Source organism: Ideonella livida, from assembly GCF_010499455.1.
Lineage (GTDB): Bacteria > Pseudomonadota > Gammaproteobacteria > Burkholderiales > Burkholderiaceae_C > Ideonella > Ideonella livida.
The window spans coordinates 1-15,100 of sequence record NZ_JAAGOH010000016.1; the positions used below are offsets into that span (position 1 = coordinate 1).

Here is a 15,100-nt window from a genome sequence, read left to right on the forward strand (position 1 = left end):
GACGGTCGTCATGCACGCGCGGGCCGCGGGTGCGGCGCTCGCCGCCCGCCTCGCCTTCAGGGCGGGGGCCGGCGCCGCGTGGGGCGCCGGGGCGACCCTCGGGACGGCCGTCATGGCGGCCGTCATGGCGGCCTGCACCGGGGCCGCGTCCGGCACCTTCGCCTGGGGCGCCACGGCGTGCCTTGGCGGCGGCGCGCAGCTCGGCCAGCTCCTGGCGGCCCTGGCTCACGCGCTGGTTCAGTTCTTCCACGGCCATGGACTTGGCGGCGGCGAACGCCTCGGGGCTCTGGCCGGCCTGGTCGAACTCGCGCATCAGGTCAATGCGGGCCTGGCGCTCTTCGCGTGCCTTCTGCCGGAACTGGGCCTTGCGCTCGTCGATCACAGCCTTGCGCCGGGCCAGCTCCTCGCGCGCCACTTGGCGGTGCTCTTCGGTCAGCTCATCCACCGGCTGGCCGTCCAGGTCGTGGCGGTGGGTGGCCTGCACCAAGGCGTTGAGGTAGCCGGTGGCGTTGGTGTGGCGGTGCAGCACGGCCGACAGCAGGCCCTTGCTGAATCGTCCCGGCGCTCGGGCCTGGATGTCGGCCTGGATGCGCAGTTTGAGCGGCTTGGCCTGTCCCGGGGTGAACAGGGCCGGGAAGAGTTCGGCCAGCTCGCGTGCGGCATCGGCCGGGGTGCGGTTGTCCTTGGCGGTGGCGGCCGGGGGCGCGGCGGCCTCGCCCTCACCGGCCGGGGACGCCTCGGGGGCCTCGGCCACGGCGGGTTGCGGTTCGGCCGGGGCCTCGGTGGTCGCGTCAGCCGGGGCGGCCGCGGTGTCCGCAGCGGGCGCGGCGTCGGCTTCCGGAGCGGCCGGCGGGCAGGCTGGCGGGGCGCAGTCTGCCTCGGCAGCGGGAACCACGGGCTCGGTCGGCGGGGTCAGCGAAGACATGGAAGGTGTCAGAAGGACAACGTAGGAGGGGCCTGGATTGTGCCCGGCCTTGAGGGGCCGCAGGGCGCGGGCATGCCCGCAGGCTGTGGCGCAGGCCTCAAGGGACCGCGGAATCGTCACCACCAGGGGGGGCGACGGGCCCGTCTCAGAGGCCGAAGACCTTCTTGAGCAGGGCGCTGCCGGTGGCCACCGGGTCCTGGCGGATCTTCTTTTCCTCCTCGCCGATGACCAGGTACAGGCCGTCCAGGGCCTTGCCGGTCACGTAGCTCTCGATGCTGAAGTCCTTGTCCTGGAACATCGAGAAGCTGCTCACCTTGCCCACCACGGCGTTGTATTTGCGGGCCAGCGACACGTCCTGCGTGGCCTGGGTGACGATGGGCTTGAAGGCGGTGGTCAGCGGCTCACGCGTCTTGCCGGCGAAGTAGCGGGTGACGGCCGTGTCGTCGCCCTTGACGATCTGGACCGCGTCCTCGACGCTCATCTGGCGCGCGGCCTGCAGCAGCAGGTCCAGGGCCTTGGGGGCGGCGGCTTCGGCGGCGCGGTTCATGGCGGTGACCAGGTCATCGACCTTCTGCCCCTGGCCGACGGCGCGCAAGGCGGTGGCGGCCTTTTCGGCATTGCGGGGCAGGGCGATGGCCACCTTGGGGTTCTGCAGGTAGCCGTCGGTCTTGCCCAGGAGGCCCACGGCGGCCTGGGCGCCACGCTCCAGCGCGGTTTTGAGGGCGGCCGAGGCGTCGGCCTCGCTGAACAGGCTGGCGTGCGCGGTGGGGGCGGCCAACCACCACGTGGCGGTCAACAGGGTGGGCAAGGGGGCGAGGGTCAGGCGCAGGGCGTGTCGGCGTTGCATGGGTTGTTTCGGGCAATGACTTGTCAAGGCGCATCTTCCCATGGGCCCCGGGGCGCTCGGCTTCCTGTGTGAGATCCGTCACGCCCCCTGGTCGTCGCCCGCCTACCGCCGCTGCAGTGCGGCGCCTGGACGCACCGCCCCGATCTGACTCCGGTGGCGGCGCCCGGGTGGTGGCAGGTGCCCGGCTCAGAGCACCCGCACCGTGGGCGCCAGGGAGGGTACGTCGTGCTTGTCCAGCACAAACAGCGAGTAGTGTCCCGGCGGCAGCACGCCGGCAGCGCTGGGCAGGTCCACCTGCAGCGTGACGCCCTGCTGGCGAAAGCCCAGCGGCACCCGGTGCTGCGAGGCGTTGAAGTTGTGGGTGCTGCCGCCCAGCCGCATCAGCACCACCTGCGCGATGACCGTGTCGTCGCCCAGGACCAGGCCCACCCCGGTTTGACCGCGCTGCAGCACGGCAGGCACGCTGCGCAGCACCGGGCGTCGGGCCGGACGGCCGCTGCCGTCGCGCCGGAACAGGTAGGGGGGATACCAGATCTCGGCGTTGAGCAGGGTCTGCGGCCCCGGGGCGCCACCTCCGCCGGTGAGCACCGAGCCATCGGGCAGCAGCAGACTGCTGGCGTGGTAGAGCCGGGCGTGACGGGCGGCGGCGGTGGCCTGCCACTGGCCGGTGGCCGGGGTCCACAGGGCACCTTCCAGGTGCGCCCCCTCCAGGGTGTTGCCCCGGGTGGACCCGCCGTTGAGCCAGAGCTGGCCGTTGGGCAGCGTGGTCAGGTGGCCATAGGTGCGCAGGCCACCGGGGGAGGTAGTGGCAGCGATCGTCGGGGTGGACCGGCGCGCGTCCACGGTCCAGGCACTGCCGTCGGCCCGCAGGCTGAGCACCCGGCCGGGCGCCCAGGCCGCGCTGGGCAGCAGCGAGCTGCCCGGCGGCAGGCTGCCGGACAGGGTGGCCAGGTGGCCCAGTCCTTCGGTGTCCAGCCGGAACAGCGCGCCGGCGGGCGTGACGATGAGCAGGTCGCCACCAGCCAGCAGGAAGGCCCGGGGGTAGTACCAGCCACCGGACTTGACGAAGGCGGCGGTGCGGCCGGCGCCGGTGAGCAGGCGCCAGCGGCCGTCTTCCTCCCGGACCTCGGGCGTTTCGGCGTAGGTGGCGGCGGTGGCCGGAAACTCCGGATCACCGGCGTACTCCCGGTCGTCGCGGCCACCCAGGACGACGATGTGCCCCTGGGCGCCGGACAGCGCGGTGGCGTACCAGCGCTGGCGGTGCATGGATGGGCTCAAGGTGCTGAAGCTGCGGGTCTGCGGGTCGAACTGCGTGACCTCGCGGTTGGCGTAATTGCGCAGCCCGGCGTAGATGCGGTCGCCGCCGAACATCAGCAGCTGGCCCTGGGGCGTGAGCGCCTGGCCGGCGCAGAAGATGTCGGTCCCGGTGGTGTGCAGCAGCAGGCTCATGGCCTCGGCGCCTGTGCCCAGCGCGGGATCCCACACCATGTACTGGAGGGCGGCCCCCTGGCGGCCCCGGTCGTCGGTGCCAAAGGCCATCACGCGGCCATCGGGCAGCAGCTGGCTGTGGATGGGCATGACCGGGGTGGCAAACACCGGGCCGACATGGCCCCGCAGATGGGCGTCGGACGGACCGACGGGCACTGCCGCCGGCGCTGGCCGTGTCCAGCCCAGGCCCGCCCAGAGGGTGGTGAGGCCGGCGATGCGCTGCAGCCAGCGTCGGCGGGGCGGTGGCGGCATGCGGGGGGTGGAAGAGTTCATGCCGGCACTGTAGGCGGCGCCTGCGGCCGCGCCCACCGGTGGCGGCCGCTGAACGAGGGGGTGGATGGGGCCGGAGGGTACGCCGGCGCGCCAGGGCCTCAGCGCAGACGCGAGCGCCGGGCGGTGACGCCCAGGGCGCCAAGGCCCGCCAGCAGCAGGGCCCAGCCTCGAGGCTCGGGAACCGGCGAGGCGTTGCCCGGCGCCATCACCGGTACCGGTGCGGAGGCCGCGTCGGCCCCCAGGGCCAGCGCGGGACCGTGCTGCCCGGCTTGGAAGCTCGGGACTTCCGCGTCAGGCGCGCTGGCGGCCGCGCGGGCCGCCGGTGGCGCCAACGTGGCGGGGCTGGCGGCGGCCTGGCTGGGGCCCAGCCCGGCCAAACCCAGTGCCGCCGTCGCCAGGACGCAGCGCAGGGACCAGGGCAATCGGGCAGGGCGGGACATGGGAGGTAAGCTGTGGCGGTGGAAATGCGTCAGCTTGTATCTGACTGTGACACCAGTATGCCTGTGCCTGAGGGGGCGCAAGGGGCATGAACGTGGGGACTTGTCCCTCATCAAAGGGGTTTCCCCCACACTGAGGGGATGAGTGCATCCGACACCTCCAACCCCTGTATCCGCTGTGGCGCCTGCTGTGCCAGTTTCCGGGTCGATTTCGCCCGCGAGGAGCTGTCCAGCCAATGGGGTCATGTCCCCGATGGCTTGGCGGTCGACGTGACCGACAGCACCTGTCGCATGCGCGGCACGGACCACGCCCAACCCCGGTGTGCCGCGCTGGTGGGCACGGTGGGGGTGCAGGCGGCCTGCGGCATCTACGAGTGGCGCCCGTCGCCCTGCCGGGAGTTTGGCCAGCTGGCCCCGCTGGGCCGGGGGGATGACGCCTGCGCGCGGGCCCGGCGCCGCCACGGACTGGCGCCCCTGGAGGGCTGACCATCCCCAGGTTCAGGGGGCCAGGCGCCCGGGCCCGCCGCTGACAATGCGCGCCCGCGCCGTCGGTCGCCCCAGGGGACCACGGCCTGAACCGGCCTGCCTGCCTCTGCCGGCGGGCCATTGCCACTGAAAAGAATGCTCATGACCTCCATGTCCTGCCTGAAGGCGCCGCCGTCGGCGCCCCTCATCTCCGTGTCCGCCCGCTGGGCGGCCCGCGGCCTGTGTGCCGCCACTGCGCTGGCGCTGGCAGCTTGTGGCACCACCGGCGGTGGTGCGGGTCAGGCCGCTGCCTGCAAGCCGCTGAGCGGCAGCGTCAGCCGCACCCAGGGGGCGGTGGTGGGGGCGGCGGTGGGCGCCGTGGCCGGTGGCCTGGTGGGCTCCCAGGTGTCGGATCGCTCGTCGGTGGGTGCACGCAACGGGGCGCTGCTGGGGGCCATCGGCGGTGCCCTGGCCGGCTCGGCCTACGCCAAGCACATCAGCATGACCGAGCAGGCCGACGGCACCGTCAAGCTCAACATCCCGGGCAAGGTGATGTTCGCCAGCAATTCCTCCGACCTGAGCCCGGAGTTCCGCGGCACGCTGGACAAGGTGGGTGGCGTGATTGCCGAGTATTGCGGTGTGAACGCCCGCATCGTGGGCCACACCGACAGCCAGGGCGAAGCGGCCTACAACCAGGCGCTGTCGCAGCGTCGCGCGGCCTCGGTGCAGCAGTACCTCTCGGCGGTGCTGTCGGGCAAGGGGGCTCAGGGCCGCCAGCTGGCGGTGGAAGGGGCGGGCGAGAGCCAGCCCGTGGCCAGCAACCTCAACGAAGACGGCCGCGCCCAGAACCGGCGGGTGGAGGTCTTCATCATCCCGCCCAAGTCCTGAGCGGTGTCTTGAGCCGGGGCGCGCCGGCCGTGGTGGCCGGCGCCTGGCGTGCTCAGGTGTTCTTGGAGACGGTGATGGTCGGGAACTTCGAGGAGAAGTCCTTGGCGCGTTGCGCCACCTTCACCGCCACCTGGCGGGCCACGGCCTTGTAGAGGGCCGCAATCTCGCTGTCGGGCTCGGCCACCACAGTCGGCCGCCCGGCGTCGGCCTGCTGGCGGATGGACAGGTTCAAGGGCAGGGCGCCCAGGAAGTCCATGCCGTATTGCTCGGCCATGCGCTTGCCGCCATCGGCACCGAAGATGTGCTCGGTGTGGCCGCATTGGGGGCAGCAGTACACCGCCATGTTCTCGACCAGGCCCAGGATGGGCACGCCCACCTTCTCGAACATCTTGAGGCCCTTCTTGGCGTCCAGCAGGGCGATGTCCTGCGGGGTGGTCACGATGACCGCGCCGGTGATGGGCACGCGCTGGCTGAGCGTGAGCTGGATGTCGCCGGTGCCCGGGGGCATGTCGACGATCAGGTAGTCCAGGTCATGCCAGTTGGTCTGGCGCAGCAGCTGTTCCAGGGCCTGCGTGGCCATGGGGCCGCGCCAGATCATGGCCTCGTCCTGATCCACCAGGAAGCCGATGGAGTTCACCTCCACACCGTAGTTGGACAGCGGCTCCATCGACTTGCCGTCCAGGCTTTCGGGCCGGCCGTCGATGCCCATCATCATGGGTTGGCTCGGGCCGTAGATGTCGGCGTCCAGAATGCCGACCTTGGCGCCTTCGGCGGCCAGGGCCAGCGCCAGGTTGACGGTGGTGGTGCTCTTGCCCACACCGCCCTTGCCCGAGGCCACGGCGATGATGTTCTTCACGCCGGCCAGCAATTGCACGCCGCGCTGCACCTGGTGGGCGGTGATCTTGACCGACAGGTTGGCGCTGACGTTGCCGACGCCGGGCACGGTGCGGGCAGCGGCGATCAGGGCCTTGCGCAGCGGATCGAGCTGGCTCTTGGCCGGGTAGCCCAGCTCCACGTCGAAGGCCACGTCGTCGCCGTCGATCTTGAGGTTGCGCAGTTGCCGGGTGCTGACAAAGTCCTTGCCGGTATTCGGGTCGATGACGGTCTGCAGGGCGGCAAGCAGGGCGGATTCGGTGAGGGCCATGGCGTAGGTTCTGCGGTGCTGTGGGACGCCAGCCGGGCCGGCGCATGGCGGCGGAGTCTAGCGGCCCCGGCGCCAACTGCCGCGTCGTGGGGCTTTGCCTCTGGGACTGTCGGTGCCCAAAGGGACAACGCCGCCGCCCGCACCGGTGCGGGCGGCGGCGCGGGTCGGGCGCCTGCAGGGTGTTTAGCGCGGGCTGATCTGGAAGATGGCGGTGGTGCCGCTCACCTCGTTGGCCACCACCAGCAAAGGGCGGCCGGTGGGGCTGTCCTGGCCTGGGATGACGATCAGGCCTTCAGGGCCCAGGTCACCTGCTGCGGCGGTGCCCGGGGTTGCACTGAAGTCCCGGGTGTTCATGTACTGCACGAATTGCGGCGCGCTGGGCACGCTCATGTCCCACACCATCACGCCCCCGATCCGTTCCAGGCCCAGGAACAGATAGGGCTTGCCCCAGAGGTGTGCCAAGACCAGGCCCTCGGGTTCCGGGCCCTTGTTGTCGCTGCGGTCGTCCCGGGTGTTGGTCGTGTGGCCCGCGTTGAAGTTGGCCGGGTATTGGGCGGCCACCAGGCGCTCGATCTGGTCCCCGGAGTCGAACACCCGCCGTCCGTCGGTGGTCCACACGCTGAAGGAACGGGCACCGAAGGCGTAGAGGCGGTCAAAGTCGCCGTCTCCGTCCGTGTCACCCTGGGCCGTGGTCACGGTGAGGCGGCCCAGCTGCGCGTCGGTCTTGAGCGCCGAGGCATTGGGAAAGGCCACCGGGTCCAGGTTCAGGGACTTGACGCGGCTTGTCTCGTTGTGGGCGCCGTACTCGCGGCTGTCACCTTCGTTGGCCGTCACCAGGTAGCGCTGCCCGCCCACGCTGTAGTTGGCGATAGCGTCAGGCTGGTAGAGGCCAAACACTGGCCAGTTCGCGATGGCGACGGTGTTGTCCTTGTCGCTGGGGTCCAGGCCCTCGCCCATGGCCATGTGGTCCTTGGCGCCCAGGGCGACGATTTGGGTGACGGCCGCGGTGTCCAGATTGACGCGCGCGACGGCGTTGTTCTCCTGCAGCGTCACCCAGGCCACCCGGCTGTCAGACCGGACGGTGATGTACTCGGGCTCCAGGTCCTGGGCGGTCGTGGCGCCGGGGCCATTCAGGCGCACGCCGGCCGCCAGCAGCTTGCTTCGCGCCTTGGCGCTGTTCCAGGCGCCAAACCCGGCGGTGCGCACGATGGGGTGGCGGGGATCGCGGGCGTCGATGATGCTGATCGAGCCTTCGGGGTCCACCGTGTAGTCGTCACTGGGCTCGCCTTCGTTGGCCACCACCACCTTCTGGCCGTCCGGCGTCCAGGTGAGCATGTCCGGCAGGGCGCCCACGGGCACCGTGGACAGCAGCGCCAGCGTGGCGGCGTCGTAGAAGGCCACCAGGCCAGGCTGGGTCTTGACCGTGGCTTCCACTGCCACCGCCACCACGCCATTCTTGGCGCTGACGCTGTTGGCGGCCTGGCCCAGCAGGCTGATGTCCAGTGCGCCCACCTTGACGGGGGCGGTCGGTTGGCTGATGTCGAGCACGTCGATGGCGCGGTCGGCGAGGTTGACCACAAAGAGCCGGCGCGTGGCCGGGTCGTAGGTCGGGATCTCGGCGCCGCCCAGGTCGTAATGTCCCGTGCTGTGGCGACCCAGGAAGGACAGTTCAATGGACGTGGTGGGCGCGGCGGAGGCGGCGCCGGCCAGGGCGGCCAGGCAGAGGCTGAGGAGGGAGCGTCTCATGGGTGAATGCCGGTGAGGGCCTTGAGGTCGAAAGGTGGGGGCGGTTGGCCAAGTGGTGGGCGGAATGTGCCGCCGTGCCGTGTCAGCCCCATGACGCCGCTGGGCTGTAGGCCCATCGTGGGTGGCCAGTTGACGGTTTGCCAATGGGTGGCACCGATCACCTGCATTCAAAGGGCCGCAACGTTGCCTTCAGGCCCAGGCGCCCGAGGGGCACGGGGGCACTTCTAGAATCCCTCGCCATGCCTGCCGTTTCCTTCCAGGGGGTCGCCAAGACCTACACCGGTGCCCGTGGCACCCTGCGCGCCTTGGATGGCGTGAGCTTTGACATCGAGGAGGGCGAGTTCTTCGGCCTGCTGGGCCCCAATGGCGCGGGCAAGACCACCCTCATCAGCATCCTGGCCGGCCTGGCCCGTGCGACCGAGGGTCGGGTCAAGGTGATGGGGCACGACGTACGCGAAGACTACGCCGCCGCACGCCGCAGCCTGGGCATCGTGCCCCAGGAGCTGGTCTTTGACCCGTTCTTCAGCGTGCGCGAGACCTTGCGTATCCAGAGCGGCTACTTTGGCGTGAAGCGCAACGAGGCCTGGATCGACGAGCTGCTGCAGGGCCTGGGACTGGCCGACAAGGCCCACGCCAACATGCGCCAGCTCTCCGGCGGCATGAAACGCCGCGTGCTGGTGGCCCAGGCGCTGGTGCACAAGCCACCGGTCATCGTGCTGGACGAGCCCACCGCCGGGGTGGATGTGGAGCTGCGCCAGACCCTGTGGCAGTTTGTGGCCCAGCTCAACCGCCAGGGCCATGCGGTGCTGCTCACCACCCATTATTTGGAAGAAGCTGAGGCGCTGTGCGGTCGCATCGCCATGCTCAAACAGGGTCGGGTGGTGGCACTTGACCGCACCGCCACCTTGCTGGCGGCCGCCCAGGGCCAGATGCTGCGGTTCAAGACCGATGACCCGTTGCCGCCGGAGCTGGCCGCGCAGGCCCGCGTGACCGGCCGCATGGCCCAGGTGGCCACCCGCGACGCGGCCGGCGTGGAGGCCGTGCTGGCCCGCCTGCGCACGGCCGGCGTGCGCGTGGAGGACCTGGAGATCGGCCGCGCCGATCTAGAAGACGTGTTCCTGTCCATCATGCAGGGCGCCCGGCCCGGTGCACCGGCCGTGGCCGGTTCCGCCTTGGAGGCCCGCGCATGAGCCGCCTCGACCCCATGAACTCCACCGCGCCCCATGGCCTGCTGGCCGGCGCCAGTACCCTCTTCTACAAGGAGGTGCTGCGCTTTTGGAAGGTCAGCTTCCAAACCATTGGCGCCCCGGTGCTCACCGCGGTGCTGTACCTGCTGATCTTCGGCCATGTGCTGGAGGACCACGTCAAGGTCTATGACCGCGTGGGCTACACCGCCTTCCTCATCCCCGGCCTGGTGATGATGAGCGTGCTGCAGAACGCCTTTGCCAACACCTCCTCCAGCCTCATCCAGAGCAAGATCACCGGCAATCTGGTGTTCTTGCTGGTCACGCCGCTTTCGCCCTGGGCCTGGTTCGTGGCCTATGTGGCCGCCTCCGTGGTGCGTGGCCTGGCCGTGGGCCTGGGGGTGCTGGCCGTGACCGTATGGTTTGCGCCGCCGGGACTGGCCCACCCCGTCTGGGCGCTGGTGTTCGCGTTGCTGGGGGCGGCCCTCATGGGGTCGCTCGGCCTGATCGCCGGACTCTGGGCCGAGAAGTTCGACCAGATGGCCGCATTCCAGAACTTCATCGTCATGCCCATGACCATGCTGGCCGGGGTGTTCTATTCCGTGCACACCCTGCCGGCGTTCTGGCAGGCCGCCAGCCACTTCAACCCGTTCTTCTACATGATCGACGGTTTCCGGCATGGCTTCTTTGGCGTCAGCGACGTCTCGCCCTGGTTGAGCCTGACGGTGGTGGCGTGCAGTTTCGCCGTGGTGGCGCTGCTGACCCTGCGGCTGCTCAAGTCCGGCTACAAGCTGCGCCAATGACCCGTGGGCACCGGCCGGGCGGGGCTGCTGGGCGATAATCGCCACCATGTCTTTGCCCACCCCCGAACAGCTGCGCGCCTACATCGCCGCCGGCCTGGCCTGCGAGCACCTCGAGGTCGAGGGCGACGGCCAGCATTTCTATGCCACCGTCGTCTCCGCCGAGTTCGAGGGCCTGGCCCGGGTGCGCCGCCACCAGCGCGTCTACGGCGTGCTGGGCGATCGCATGCGTGCCGAGATCCACGCCCTGTCGATGAAGACGCTGACGCCGGCCGAGTGGGCCGCCGCCGGCCCGGCCGCACGGCACGGCGCACCGGCCGAACACCGCCACTGACACCGCTGCCCGCGGGCCGCCTGGCCGCGGGCGGGCCCGTCGCCACGGTCCGGCTGCACCGCCGGCAGGGCGAGGTGGTCCTGCCTTGCGGCGCCAGCGGTCCGCCTGACCCCTCTCATCGCCTCCCAGGCCGCCCACGGCCTGCAAGCAACCATGGACCAACTCCTCATCCGCGGCGGCCGCCCCCTGCAGGGCGAAGTGACCATTTCCGGCGCCAAGAACGCCGCCCTGCCCGAGCTCTGCGCGGCACTGCTCTGTCCTGAGCCGCTGGTGCTGCACAACGTGCCGCGCCTGCAAGACGTGGCCACCACGCTCAAGGTCCTGCGCCACATGGGCGCCGGCGCCGAGCGTTCGACCGAGCGCGAGGACGAGGTCCGCCTGGACGCCAGCACCATCACCAGCACCGAGGCCCCCTACGAGCTGGTCAAGACGATGCGTGCTTCCATCCTGGTGCTTGGGCCGCTGCTGGCGCGCTTTGGCACCGCCCGCGTCTCGCTGCCCGGGGGCTGCGCCATTGGCTCGCGGCCGGTGGACCAGCACATCAAGGGCATGCAGGCCATGGGCGCGGAGATCACGGTGGAGCATGGCTTCATCAACGCCCTGGCGCCGCTGAATGCGGCGGGCCAGCGGCGGCTGCGCGGTGCGCGCATCACCACCGACATGGTCACCGTCACCGGCACCGAGAACCTGATGATGGCCGCGGTGCTGGCTGAGGGCGAGACCGTGCTGGAGAACGCGGCCCAGGAACCGGAGATCCCCGACCTGGCCGAGCTGCTGATCGCCATGGGCGCCCGCATCGAAGGCCACGGCACCCATCGCATCCGCATTCAGGGCGTGTCCGCCCTGCACGCGCCGGTGCGGCCCCACCACATCGTGGCCGACCGCATCGAGGCGGGCACCTTCCTGTGTGCGGTGGCCGCCACCGGTGGTGATGTGACCCTGCGTCACGCCCGTGCCGACCACCTCGACGCCGTGATCGACAAGCTGCGTGAGACCGGTGCCGCCGTCACTGCGGGTGAGGACTGGATTCGTGTGCAGGCCAGTGGGCGTCCGCGGGCGGTGAGCTTTCGCACCAGCGAGTACCCGGCGTTCCCGACCGACATGCAGGCCCAGTTCATGGCCGTGAACTGCATCGCCGAAGGGGCCGCGAAGATCAGCGAGACCATCTTCGAGAACCGCTTCATGCACGTCAACGAGCTGATGCGGCTGGGCGCGCGCATCGAGGTCGATGGTCACACCGCCATGGTCACGGGTGTGCCGCGTCTGTCGGGCGCCACCGTGATGGCCACCGACCTGCGCGCCTCCGCCAGCCTGGTCATCGCCGGCCTGGTGGCCGAGGGCCAGACCCTGGTGGACCGCATCTACCACCTGGACCGCGGCTATGACCGCATGGAAGCCAAGCTGCGCGGCCTGGGCGCCGACATCGAACGTGTGAGCAACCGCTGAGCAGGCGGTGGACAAGCTGTGGATGCCTCCCTCATGAACAACGCTCCCCTGACCCTGGCCCTGTCCAAGGGCCGCATCTTCGAAGAGACCCTGCCCCTGCTGCGCGCTGCCGGCATCGAGGTGCTGGAGGATCCGGAGAAGACGCGCAAGCTCATCCTGCCCACCAACCGCCCGGACGTGCGTGTGGTGCTGGTGCGCGCCACCGATGTGCCCACCTATGTGCAGTACGGCGGCGCCGACCTGGGCGTGGCCGGCAAGGACGTGCTGCTGGAGCATGGTGGCGACGGCCTGTACCAGCCGCTGGACCTGAATATCGCCAAGTGCCGCATGAGCGTGGCCGTGCGTGATGACTTTGACTACGCCGCGCAGGTCAAGCAGGGCTACCGTCTGCGCGTGGCCACCAAGTACACCACCGTGGCCCGCCAGCACTTTGCCGACAAGGGCGTGCACGTGGACCTGATCAAGCTCTATGGCTCCATGGAGCTGGCCCCGTTGACCGGCCTGGCCGACGCCATCGTCGACCTGGTGTCCACCGGCAAGACGCTGGTGGCCAACCACCTGATCGAGGTCGAGCAGATCATGGACATTTCCTCGCGTCTGGTGGTCAACCAGGCGGCACTCAAACTCAAGCGTGATGCCCTGCGTCCATTGATCGATGCCATCTCCGCTGCTGTGCAGCGCTGAGACCCTTCCCTGACCGTCACCCACCGCCTCTCCGGACCAGAGACCATGTCCTCCTCCCTGAACCTGCGCCAGCTGGATGCCTCCTCCGCCGACTTCGAAGCCGAGTTCCAGCGCCTGCGCCATTGGTCAGCCGAGGAGGACCATGCGATCGAGGAGCGCGTGGCCGCCATCTTGGCCGACGTGAAAGCCCGGGGCGATGCGGCGGTGCTGGAATACACCGCCCGCTTTGACGGGCTGAGTGCCGACAGCATGGCCGCCCTGGAGCTGACCCGCGAGGAACTGAAGGCGGCGTTTGACGCCATCACACCGCCACAGCGCAGCGCGCTGGAGGCCGCCGCCGCCCGGGTGCGCAGCTACCACGAGCGCCAGCTGGCCGCCAGCGGCCAGAGCTGGAGCTACCGCGACACCGACGGCACCCTGCTGGGCCAGAAGGTCACCCCGCTGGACCGCGTGGGCATCTACGTGCCCGGCGGCAAGGCCGCCTACCCCAGCAGCGTGTTGATGAATGCCATCCCCGCCCATGTGGCCGGCGTGGGCGAGATCATCATGGTGGTGCCCACGCCGCGCGGCGAGAAGAACGCCCTGGTGCTGGCTGCCGCCTACGTGGCCGGTGTGAGCCGCGCCTTCACGGTGGGTGGCGCCCAGGCCGTGGGCGCGCTGGCCTACGGCACCGCCACCGTGCCGGGCGTGGACAAGATCACCGGCCCGGGCAACGCCTACGTGGCCAGTGCCAAGCGCCGCGTCTTCGGCCAGGTGGGCATTGACATGATCGCCGGCCCGTCGGAGATCCTGGTCATCGCCGACGGCACCACCCCGCCCGACTGGGTGGCCATGGACCTGTTCAGCCAGGCTGAACACGACGAGCTGGCCCAGTCCATCCTGCTGTGCCCGGACGCCCGCTACATCGCCCAGGTGCGCGAGGCCATCGACCGCCTGCTGCCCACCATGCCGCGTGCGGCCGTGATCCGTGCCAGCCTGGAAGGGCGCGGCGCGCTCATCCTCACCCGCTCGATGGAAGAGGCGTGCGACATCAGCAACCGCATCGCCCCCGAGCACTTGGAAGTCTCCAGTGCCGAGCCGCACCGCTGGGAGCCGCTGCTCAAGCACGCCGGGGCCATCTTCCTGGGCGCCTACACCAGCGAGAGCCTGGGCGACTACTGCGCCGGCCCCAACCACGTGCTGCCCACCTCGGGCACCGCGCGGTTCTCGTCGCCGCTGGGCACCTACGACTTCCAGAAGCGCTCCAGCCTGATCGAGGTCAGCGAGGCCGGGGCCCAGGTGCTGGGTGTGATTGCCGCCGAGCTGGCCTATGGCGAGGGCCTGCAGGGCCACGCACGGGCCGCCGAGCTGCGCCTGAAGCGTTGAGCCGGTCCTCCCGAATGGCGGTCACGGCGCCCGCGCCTCTCCCTGGGAGCGCGCAGGGATGGATTGAGCAGGGTATCGCGGCGGTGCGGGCGGGCGAGCACGCCCGGGCGGGAGACATCTTCGCCCGCCTGCGCCAGCACTTCAGTCGCAACCCCTGGGGCTGGATTGGGGAGGGGCTCATCGACGAGGCGCTCCACCGCTGGCCAGACGCCGAGCGGAAGTACCGGGCGATCCTGACCCGCCTGCCCGATGACCTGGCCACGCTGACGGCCCTGGCCCGGGTGCAAGTCAAGCTGGGCCGCCCCGATCTGGCGCGGGCCGCCTTGCAGCGTCTGCTGCAATTGGCCCCAGAACGCGAGGCCGCGCGGCAACAGCTCGCCAAGCTCGAGGCGCCCCGCAAAGTGGACGTGCTCAACCAGCTGATTCAGCGGCGAGGCTTGCGCCACTACCTGGAATACAACAAGCCCCGCTGTGAACTGGCGCTGCATGAGGTGGCGTGTGCCCAGCGCACCCTGATTTGCCTGCCTGAGCAGGAACGCGTGGAGCCCGGGGCCGAGGCCGTGCGCCTGCGCGCGGCGCACTTCGCGGCGTCGGAGGAGGCACCGCCGCACCTCTCGGTGACCGAGCTGGCCAGCCACCCCGGGCGCTACGACCTGATCTTCTTTGATCCCCTGCATGTGCGTCCCGAGGTGGACCAGGGCTTGAAGGCGTTGTGCCGGCTGCTGACGCCCGGGGGGTTCCTGGTGGTGCACGACTGCTGTCCGCACGACCCGCAGCTGGTCGGTCCCTTTCGTGAGGGCGCCTGGTGTGGCGACACCTACCAAGCCTTCGCCCAGTTTCATCGCCACAACCCCCGGACCTCGGTGGTGGTCGACATCGACTACGGCGTTGGGGTCATCGTCAACCGGGACCTGTGCTTGGACTATCCCGTCGAGTCCGGTCCGGCGCATGCCGAGTTCCTGGCGGGCCTGGTACCGGGATCGAGCCTGATCGACCTGCACCAACTGGACCTGTGGCTTGATCAGGCGGCACCTCGAGAGTCCACGAAGTTCGTGTGACACGAACTTCGTGCTA

Annotated in this window: 15 protein-coding genes; 9 read left to right on the forward strand and 6 right to left on the reverse strand. The window is 70.3% G+C overall.

Annotation, left to right across the window (positions count from 1 at the left end; all coding sequences use genetic code 11):
• The 4 genes from G3A44_RS13650 to G3A44_RS23280 all read right to left on the reverse strand — a co-directional run.
• Window positions 1-925: ProQ/FINO family protein (locus tag G3A44_RS13650; RefSeq protein ID WP_163458086.1), on the reverse strand; the 925-nt coding region annotated here is incomplete at its 3' end.
• 145 nt (window positions 926-1,070) lie between these two features.
• The gene (locus G3A44_RS13655; protein WP_163458087.1) at window positions 1,071-1,772 is read right to left on the reverse strand and encodes a DUF4197 domain-containing protein; all 702 of its coding nucleotides are present in this window, start codon (window positions 1,770-1,772) and stop codon (window positions 1,071-1,073) included.
• A 186-nt stretch (window positions 1,773-1,958) separates the two neighbouring features.
• Window positions 1,959-3,533: a galactose oxidase early set domain-containing protein gene (locus G3A44_RS13660; protein ID WP_163458088.1), complete on the reverse strand. Its 1,575-nt coding sequence runs from the start codon at window positions 3,531-3,533 to the stop codon at window positions 1,959-1,961.
• A gap of 98 nt (window positions 3,534-3,631) precedes the next feature.
• Window positions 3,632-3,973, reverse strand: coding sequence for a PEP-CTERM sorting domain-containing protein (locus tag G3A44_RS23280; RefSeq protein WP_203561412.1), 342 nt, complete (start codon window positions 3,971-3,973; stop codon window positions 3,632-3,634).
• 138 nt (window positions 3,974-4,111) lie between these two features.
• Between G3A44_RS23280 and G3A44_RS13670 the strand changes: the two genes are divergently transcribed.
• On the forward strand, window positions 4,112-4,456 hold the full coding sequence (locus G3A44_RS13670; RefSeq protein ID WP_163458089.1) for a YkgJ family cysteine cluster protein: 345 nt from the start codon (window positions 4,112-4,114) through the stop codon (window positions 4,454-4,456).
• Between the two features lie 141 nt (window positions 4,457-4,597).
• Entirely contained in the window at window positions 4,598-5,323 is a 726-nt protein-coding gene (locus tag G3A44_RS13675) for an OmpA family protein (RefSeq protein WP_239061878.1), read from the forward strand.
• Between the two features lie 52 nt (window positions 5,324-5,375).
• Here G3A44_RS13675 and apbC read toward each other — a convergent pair whose 3' ends face one another.
• Both apbC and G3A44_RS13685 read right to left on the reverse strand, forming a co-directional pair.
• Complete coding sequence (apbC, locus tag G3A44_RS13680; RefSeq protein WP_163458090.1) at window positions 5,376-6,467, reverse strand: iron-sulfur cluster carrier protein ApbC; 1,092 nt, start codon at window positions 6,465-6,467, stop codon at window positions 5,376-5,378.
• 183 nt (window positions 6,468-6,650) lie between these two features.
• Window positions 6,651-8,213 carry a choice-of-anchor I family protein gene (locus G3A44_RS13685; protein ID WP_163458091.1) on the reverse strand — a complete coding sequence of 521 codons (1,563 nt, stop codon included), beginning with the start codon at window positions 8,211-8,213 and terminating at the stop codon, window positions 6,651-6,653.
• 239 nt (window positions 8,214-8,452) lie between these two features.
• On the opposite strand from G3A44_RS13685, the gene G3A44_RS13690 reads away from it, so the two are divergent.
• From G3A44_RS13690 to G3A44_RS13720, 7 genes are all read left to right on the forward strand, one after another.
• Window positions 8,453-9,403, forward strand: coding sequence for an ABC transporter ATP-binding protein (locus G3A44_RS13690; protein WP_163458092.1), 951 nt, complete (start codon window positions 8,453-8,455; stop codon window positions 9,401-9,403).
• A complete protein-coding gene (locus tag G3A44_RS13695; RefSeq protein WP_163458093.1) occupies window positions 9,400-10,200 on the forward strand; it encodes an ABC transporter permease in 801 nt (266 codons plus the stop codon). The genes G3A44_RS13690 and G3A44_RS13695 overlap by 4 nt, the downstream gene beginning before the upstream one ends.
• A 46-nt stretch (window positions 10,201-10,246) precedes the next feature.
• Window positions 10,247-10,531, forward strand: a complete 285-nt coding sequence (locus G3A44_RS13700; protein ID WP_163458094.1) for a BolA family protein — start codon at window positions 10,247-10,249, stop codon at window positions 10,529-10,531.
• Between the two features lie 153 nt (window positions 10,532-10,684).
• Window positions 10,685-11,977: a UDP-N-acetylglucosamine 1-carboxyvinyltransferase gene (gene murA, locus G3A44_RS13705; RefSeq protein WP_163458095.1), complete on the forward strand. Its 1,293-nt coding sequence runs from the start codon at window positions 10,685-10,687 to the stop codon at window positions 11,975-11,977.
• A gap of 33 nt (window positions 11,978-12,010) precedes the next feature.
• Complete coding sequence (hisG, locus tag G3A44_RS13710; protein ID WP_163458096.1) at window positions 12,011-12,661, forward strand: ATP phosphoribosyltransferase; 651 nt, start codon at window positions 12,011-12,013, stop codon at window positions 12,659-12,661.
• Window positions 12,662-12,706: 45 nt separating this feature from the next.
• On the forward strand, window positions 12,707-14,026 hold the full coding sequence (hisD, locus tag G3A44_RS13715; RefSeq protein ID WP_163458097.1) for a histidinol dehydrogenase: 1,320 nt from the start codon (window positions 12,707-12,709) through the stop codon (window positions 14,024-14,026).
• Between the two features lie 14 nt (window positions 14,027-14,040).
• On the forward strand, window positions 14,041-15,084 hold the full coding sequence (locus tag G3A44_RS13720; protein WP_163458098.1) for a tetratricopeptide repeat protein: 1,044 nt from the start codon (window positions 14,041-14,043) through the stop codon (window positions 15,082-15,084).
• The last annotated feature ends 16 nt before the right edge of the window (window positions 15,085-15,100 follow it).